We start from the raw sequence: 7,544 nt of genomic DNA on the forward strand, positions 1-7,544 counted from the left end.
ACGCGGACGAACGCGAAGACCAACACGTATTGGGAGATTCCTCTGATTACGAGGTGCGGGTCGGAAGGTCTATCGTAAAGGTGCTGCCTTCGTTGGCGGCGCTTGTTACGCTAACGGTGCCGCCGTGCAGTTCGACGATTCTTCGCACGATGGAGAGGCCTAGTCCGCTGCCTGATACTTTGCCTGTTCGGTTGGTGGGGTGTTTGAGGCGGACGAATTCCTTGAAGAGACTGTTTATCTGATCCGGCGGGATTCCGATCCCGTTGTCGGAGACTTCCACGCGGACACATAGCCCGTTTTGGGTTCCCCTTACGTTGATGGTTCCTCCCAGCGGTGTGTATTTGATGGCGTTGGTAATCAAGTTGGCGATCGCTTCGCGGACGAGCCGTTCGATTCCGTACGAAGCGGGCAGCGGAGCGGGGACATCGAGCGTGAGCGAATGCATCTTGCCTTGCGCGAGGTCCTGGTGTTCTTCGACCAATTGGCGGAGCATTTCGTTGAGGTCGAGAGGCTGCCCTTGAGCCTCGATCTCGGATGAGTCGAGCACGGAGAGCACTTGAAAGTCGTGTAGGAATCCGCGCATTTCCTTCAAGCGAACCTGACAGCGTGCCACCCATTTGGATTGTTGTTCGGTGAGGGGTCCGCCAATCTCCGATTCGAGGTTACCCAGGAGCATGGCGACGGCGTCGGCGGGGGCTTTCAAATCGTGCAGGGCGATGTGGAGGAAGTCCCGGCGCATTTGTGATAGTCGCTCGAGTTCCTCGTTGGCGTCGCTGAGTTGGCGTTGGCCCTGCCGGATCATGTGCGTGACGCCGTTCATCAGGAAGGCGGACAATCCCATCAAGAAGCCGAGAGCGGTCAGGGACGTCAAGACGTAGCGTCCGTCGAGGGGAGTGGCGCTGTTGACGGCGCCGATTGGCATCGGTGTTGGAATGATGCCGAGCCATTGCGCGGCGGCAAGGCCGGCCATGAGGACGTATCCCATGATCGCATGGGCGTAAGAGGCGCGTGGCGAAAGTAGTAGGGACGCCAGGATAACGTGGAGGATGTAGAAGGCGACGAAAGGTGATTTTACGCCGCCCACGGCCCAAAGCAGCAGGGTAAGGATAATGTAATCGAATAGAATCGTGGCGTGGGTAAGTCCCGCAAGGAAGCGGTGAGATGGTTGCTGAATGGCGTGACGGGCAAAACGCCGCACGATGATGAACACAACGGTGTTGTAGAGTCCGAGAACCGCGGCGAGTGTGAAGAGTATCCGGTAGGGAAGATTCTCGACGCCGACAATGAAGCCGGCGAAGATTGCGCCGAAGAAGATGCCAGCGACGATTGCGTATCGCGCAATCGAATGGATGTATAAGCGCGTGCCGAGCAGGCGGTCTTGCAGTATGTCGAGCAGTCTGGGAGCGTTACCGCTTGTTTTGCGCCGGAGCGTGGCCGGCGATTTGTTGTCGGTATGCGCACTCACAGGACATCCCCCATTCAGTGGGCGCAACTGGATCATGAGTCACGGGATTAGTATGGCATTGACAGTGGACGATGGGCAAGGCATGCGAGCGCGGATAGGCGACCGCGTGGGAAGTTGGACGCAAGTGATTGCACGAATTAAGGATAGGAGACACTTGCGAGAGGCAACCAGGCATATGGAATGTGGTATACTTATATGCGATTTGGCTTATGATGAATAACGACCTCCACCTAGATCGCACGCAACCTCGTGTTCAGACTCTTCTAAGCCACAGTTTCTCTCTGCGGATGAGATTCTGTGCTGTGTCCGCGCTCGTATTTCTCGGGGCAACCGTTGCGTTCGCCGCCGAGAAACCCGAAAAGCCCGAGAGCGACTTCATTCTGCAAAACACGTTGCCGCCCAGCGGTTACTTTGAGTTAGTCTTTGTGCATCGCGCGATGGGTACGGAGTTTCAGCTCATCATCTGGGGCGACCGGGCCAAGAACAAGGAGTCGGACCTTGACGCGGTGGCGGAAGAGGTGTTCAAGGGAATCGACAATCTGGAGTCGCGAATCAGCGAGTGGGAGCAGGGCACTCAGATCTACTTGGTGAATAAGCGGGCGGCGGAACGGCCCGTGACGGTGGCGCCGGATGTGATGGATATGTTGTTGACGGCGCAACGGTTTTACCGGGAATCGAACGGGGCGTTCGACATGACGGTGGGGCCCCTGGTGGAGTTGTGGCGTAACGCGTTGAAAGAGAAACGGATACCGTCGGCGGAAGAGATCGCTTCGGCCAAGGAGTTGGTCGGGTTCGACAAGGTTATGCTGGACCCTGAGAACCGATCCGTGCGGTTTGCGAAACCGGGGATGCGTTTGACGACGGGCGGCATCGGCAAGGGAATGGCGATAGACAAGGCGCGGCAGACGCTTGAGTTTTATGGCATTACACGGGCAATTTTCCACGGGGGCACGAGTTCCATCCTGGCGCTTGGGGCTCCGCCGGGGGAGGCGGGGTGGAAAGTAGTGATGGAAAACCCGTATAACAGTGCGGGGGCGCTTGCGGAGGTCACGCTCTGCAACGAAACCATGTCATGTTCCGGTCATGTGATGTACATGACTGAAATCGACGGAAAGAAGTACGGCCATATCCTAAATCCCGCTACGGGTATGCCTGTTCAGGGCATGCTCATCACGGTGGCGATAGGCCCATCCGGAACCGAAACCGACGCGTTGACGAAGGTATTTTTCGTGAACGGCGAGCGGGCAGCCGAGGAGTATTGCTCGCGGCATCCGGAGGTGAGGGCCATTGTCGTGCCCGACACAGGGACGGAGGACTTGGTCCTGAAGCGCTTCAATTTCGGCGTCAAGTGAAAGGATAGAACTGATGAGTAACGAACTGTCGCGGCGCAACTTCATGAAGGCTACGGGGGCTGTAGCGGGCGTGGCCATTGCAAGCGGGTACTCGCCGTTTGCGTACGCGCAAAACGAGAAGGTGCGGGTCGCCATAATTGGAGCCGGTGCGCAAAATATCTTCCACATTGAGCACGGAATCGCCGGGACGCCGGAAATCGAGATTGTCGCGATTGCGGACTGTGTGCGGTTTGGGCAGATCCGGGGCTGGGATGCGGCAGGCCGCAAGGAAGAGATGAAGGAGCACCTCTATTACGACTATCGCGTGATGCTGGAGAAGGAAAAAGACAACATCGACGCAGTCGTGATTGCCACGCCGTACAAGACGCACTATCCGATCGTGATGGATTGTCTGGACGCCGGTAAGTGGGTGTTCTGCGAGAAGACGATGGCGCATGAGTATGAACTGTGCCGCAACATCGTGACGAAGTGTCACGAGACGGGCAAGTTCGTGCAGTGCGGACATCAGCGCCGGTACAACCCGGATTATCTGCAAGCCGTGAAGCTGCTCCAGGAAGGCAAGATGGGGCGCATCACGTTTATCGAGGCGCAGTGGCACCGTAACGGCGACTGGCGCACGCCGCTTCCCAAGAAGAAAGACGGAAGCGATGTTGTGTTGAATGAAGAAGAAGTGAAGCTGGTGAAGGATCTGGGCCGGTTAGTGAATTGGCGCATCTACGAAGAATATTCGGCGGGTGTGTTGAGCGAGCTGGCGACGCACCACGTGGAGTGCGTGAACTGGATCATGGGCAAGGCACCGAGCCGTGTATACACGACAGGTGGCACGGATTACTGGCGCGACGATCGCGACACGGCGGATAACGTCACGTTGGTTTATGAATATGACCTAAGGCCAGGCGATCACGGGTTCGGTACGATCAGTAAGCGCAGCAATTACCAGGAACTCACGAAGATCAACCGTCCGTACACGGTCCGGTTTACGTGGTCGGGCTTGCTGACGAGCTTCCATAAGGGTGAGTCGATTCTGTTGATTGGGGATCAGGGTGCAATGGAATTGCGCGAACGGATCAAGATCGAAGAGGGGCAGAAGACGCCGTTGTTCCATCCGGAGCCTACGCTGATTTGGCTTGACCCGAAGACCATGGAACCGACGACGGACGAGGAAATCATCAATTACATCAAGACGACGAACCAGAGCCGTAAGTACACGCGGCTGCAGGACCATCCGTCTGTACCGTTCAATGACTTCCTGGAGCCGGGCGCGTTTGACATTGAGCCGGATGCGCGGCAGTTTCAGGCGTTTGTGCACCACATCAAGAACGGCGGCAAGCCGCGTACGAATGAGATGTGCGGCATGATGGCGGCCGTGTGCGATATCGCCGCGGACGAGGCGCTGAAGACGAAGCAGGTGGTGAAGATCGACCCGGCGGTATGGAAGTTCGATTTCGAGACGCCGGATCCGTTTGAATTGGGCGTATAGCGTATAGAACACACTGCGATAGGTATAAGGCCGGGCCGAGGTTCCGAAGGGGACTTCGGCCTGGTTTATTCTTGGGATTCACCACGGAGGCACAGAGTACACAGAGAAGAGGGGAGAGACTTGAAGAGAAGAGTCGTGGAGACCTCGCGGTCGCGGAGAGTGGAGACCTGCGGTCGTAAGAGTGGCGCGGTCGGGAGACCACGCCACAGCATGGCGAGTACACCACAGATAGGCTTAGCGCGGCATAGCCGTAACCAAATCGATTCAACCACGGATGGACAAAGATGAACGCCGATAAGAGGATTAATCAGGCTCGAATGACTTCAAACCACGGGTGAACACTGGGAGCACGGGGAAATTCGTGAAGCCTACGCAGACTTTTTCGGATAGTAGTACGGAGCGGTCGGGGACTATGACATACGCCGTGAAAAATGGGAAGGAGTCGTACGTGTGTGGAACGTGTGTGGAACGTTGATTCACCGGGCAAATATGCGGATAATCATAGGAAATTAAAGAGTCCCGCGTGTGGTTGGGCGGGTACCGATGTTGCACAAGGCGGGTGAGACCCGCCGAGAAGGCTGTCGTGGCTTTGGTGCGTTCACGGAGCCGCATGCCATCAATCCTTTCGGGGGGGGAAGAGTCCGAGTGGAAAAGTATCCGTTAATTATTCAAGGCGGCATGGGCGCTGCTGTCTCGCATTGGAAGCTGGCGCGAGCCGTGTCAATGCAGGGGCAGTTGGGCGTCGTGTCGGGCACGGCGTTGGGGACGGTGGTTGCGCGTAAGCTTCTTGCGGGTGATGCGGGCGGACACTACCGGCGCGCCCTGGAGGCGTTTCCCGAGGCGGAAATCGGCAAGCGATTCATCGATACGTGGTATCGGCCGGAAGGAAAGGCCGATGATGCAGCATTCAAGTTGCACTCGGTCTATACGGTTAATCCGTCTCAAGATCTGCTCGAGCTTACGGTGGCGGCTGGTTTTGCGGAGGTGTACCTCGCCAAGGAGGGACACGACGGAATTGTCGGACTGAACCTTCTAGAGAAAATTCGTCTGCCGAATCCGGCGCTCTTGTACGGTGCAATGCTTGCTGGCGTGGATTACGTGATCATGGGCGCGGGCATTCCCATTGAGATTCCAGGCGTGTTGGATGGGTTGGCGAAGCATGAGACGGTGCGGTTGCGCGTGCCAGTCGAGGGTGCTGAGGCGGGAGAAGAGTATTTCACGGTGTTCGATCCGCGGCGTATCGTGGCGGAGCCGAAGGGGGATCTGAAGCGGCCTAAGTTCTTAGCGATCATCTCATCGGCGGTGCTGGCGATTGCGATGATTAAGAAGGCATCGGGCAAGACGGATGGATTTGTGATCGAGGGGCCGAAAGCGGGCGGACACAATGCGCCGCCTCGTGGGCAGGGACCGCTTAGCGATACTGGCGAGCCGGTATATGGTCCGAAGGACGAAGTCGACATCGAGAAGATCAAGTCGTTCGGTCTGCCGTTCTGGCTGGCGGGTACGTACGGTTCGCCGGAGAGGCTCCGGGAAGCGTTGGCGCTTGGAGCGCAGGGAATTCAGGTGGGCACGGCGTTCGCGTTCAGCGAGGATTCGGGGTTTACGCCCGAGATTCGTCAGGGTGCGTTGAAGAAGGTGGCGGCAGGCGAGATGACCGTGTTCACCGATCCGTTGGCATCGCCGACGGGATTTCCGTTCAAGGTTGCGAGCATTCCGGGGACAATGTCGGAACGAGAACTCTACGAATTGCGTGATCGGTTGTGTGACGTCGGGTACTTGCGCGTGGTGTACAAGAAGCCGGATGGAACGCTCGGATACCGGTGTGCAGCGGAGCCCGTGGATCAGTATGTGAAGAAGGGCGGCAAGATTGAGGACACCGAGGGGCGCAAGTGTCTGTGCAATGGGTTGGCGGCCGCCGCGGGATTTCCTCAAGTGCAGAAGAGCGGGTATAAGGAACTGCCGCTAGTCACGGCGGGCGACGATCTGCTTGAGCTGCGCCGATTCTTCAAAGACGGATCGACATCGTACACCGCCGCGGACGTGATCTCCACGTTGCTCCAGGGACTTGACCAGCACTAACCCGCGATACGTTCCAGGTGTGGACCGCGCGAGGTCGTGTTCTTATGAATGAGTCTGTCTCTATTGGAACGTCTTACCGGTGTGCGCGGGCAGTCTGTCTGATAGTTCTCCTTATGGCTGCGGGATGTATCCGCATTTCATCGGACTGCTGTGTCAGTGTCGTTGGCCACCCTGTCACCCCTTTGCGTGGCGTTGTAGGCGATGGTCAACATGACGACACGAACGGCATCCAACGGGCGCTCGATTCGCGGGTTGCCGTTGTCTATCTTCCCTCTCCAGCCGATCACTATCTAATTTCGCGGCCCTTGATCATCCATTCCGGTCAGACTTTGCACCTGGAGGCCAGGACGAGGATTCGGCTAGCTGACGGCGCGAACTCGGTCATGATAGAGAATGCGGACCGAAGCGGGGGCGACCGCGATATTCAGATAATCGGCGGAGTCTGGGACGGGAACAATGCGGGGCAGACGCCGCACGATTTCAGTTCGAACGTACCGTTCGACCACAATCGCTATCTCGGGGTTATGCTGCGGTTCGATACCGTGCGCGGGCTTCGATTGCAGGGCCTTACACTCAAGGACCCGGAATCGTTTGCGGTGCAGTTGGCGAACATTGAGCGATTCGATGTGTCGGATATTACGTTCGACTACAACATGCTCCGGCCGAATATGGACGGTATTCATCTCAACGGGAATTGCCGGTTCGGGACGATTACGAATCTGAAGGGCGCGACCAATGACGATATGGTTGCGCTGAACGCCAACGACGGAAGTATTGCCGAGATGGCGGCGGGGCCGATCAGCGACATTCGTATCGACGGGCTTTTCGCGGAGAACGGCTACACGGCGGTGCGCCTGCTTTCGGCGGGGTCGCCGGTGAGCCAGGTTCACATCTCGAATGTGTTCGGAACGTTTCGCTACAACGTCGTGTCGTTTACGCACCACAATGTCCATCCGGGAGCGGCTTCGCGCTTCGACAACGTGGTTATCGACGACGTGTTTTGCTCCAAACCCACAAAACCGTTGGACAAGCCGCTGCCAAGCGACGAGTGGGGGCGTACGCAGGCTCCGTTGATTTGGATGGCCTCCGGCGTACATGTGGGTAATTTGACGGTTCGCGATCTGCACCGGACGGAAGAATGTGAAGGCGCGTGCGATACGTTTGTTGT

At 57.5% G+C, this 7,544-nt stretch carries 5 protein-coding genes; 4 read left to right on the plus strand and 1 reads right to left on the minus strand.

Annotated elements, in window-relative coordinates:
• Positions 1-46 precede the first annotated feature (46 nt).
• The gene (locus K1Y02_23655) at positions 47-1,465 is read right to left on the minus strand and encodes a hypothetical protein (protein ID MBX7259379.1); all 1,419 of its coding nucleotides are present in this window, start codon (positions 1,463-1,465) and stop codon (positions 47-49) included.
• Positions 1,466-1,767: 302 nt separating this feature from the next.
• Here K1Y02_23655 and K1Y02_23660 point away from each other — a divergent pair, with 302 nt between their 5' ends.
• From K1Y02_23660 to K1Y02_23675, 4 genes are all read left to right on the plus strand, one after another.
• Positions 1,768-2,817: an FAD:protein FMN transferase gene (locus tag K1Y02_23660; GenBank protein ID MBX7259380.1), complete on the plus strand. Its 1,050-nt coding sequence runs from the start codon at positions 1,768-1,770 to the stop codon at positions 2,815-2,817.
• Between the two features lie 13 nt (positions 2,818-2,830).
• On the plus strand, positions 2,831-4,297 hold the full coding sequence (locus tag K1Y02_23665) for a Gfo/Idh/MocA family oxidoreductase (protein ID MBX7259381.1): 1,467 nt from the start codon (positions 2,831-2,833) through the stop codon (positions 4,295-4,297).
• Between the two features lie 543 nt (positions 4,298-4,840).
• The gene (locus K1Y02_23670) at positions 4,841-6,376 is read left to right on the plus strand and encodes a nitronate monooxygenase (protein MBX7259382.1); all 1,536 of its coding nucleotides are present in this window, start codon (positions 4,841-4,843) and stop codon (positions 6,374-6,376) included.
• Positions 6,377-6,420: 44 nt separating this feature from the next.
• Positions 6,421-7,544, plus strand: a 1,124-nt coding sequence (locus K1Y02_23675; protein ID MBX7259383.1) for a hypothetical protein, incomplete at its 3' end; no start/stop codon positions are given.

The organism is Candidatus Hydrogenedentota bacterium, from assembly GCA_019695095.1.
Taxonomy (GTDB): Bacteria; Hydrogenedentota; Hydrogenedentia; order Hydrogenedentales; family SLHB01; genus JAIBAQ01.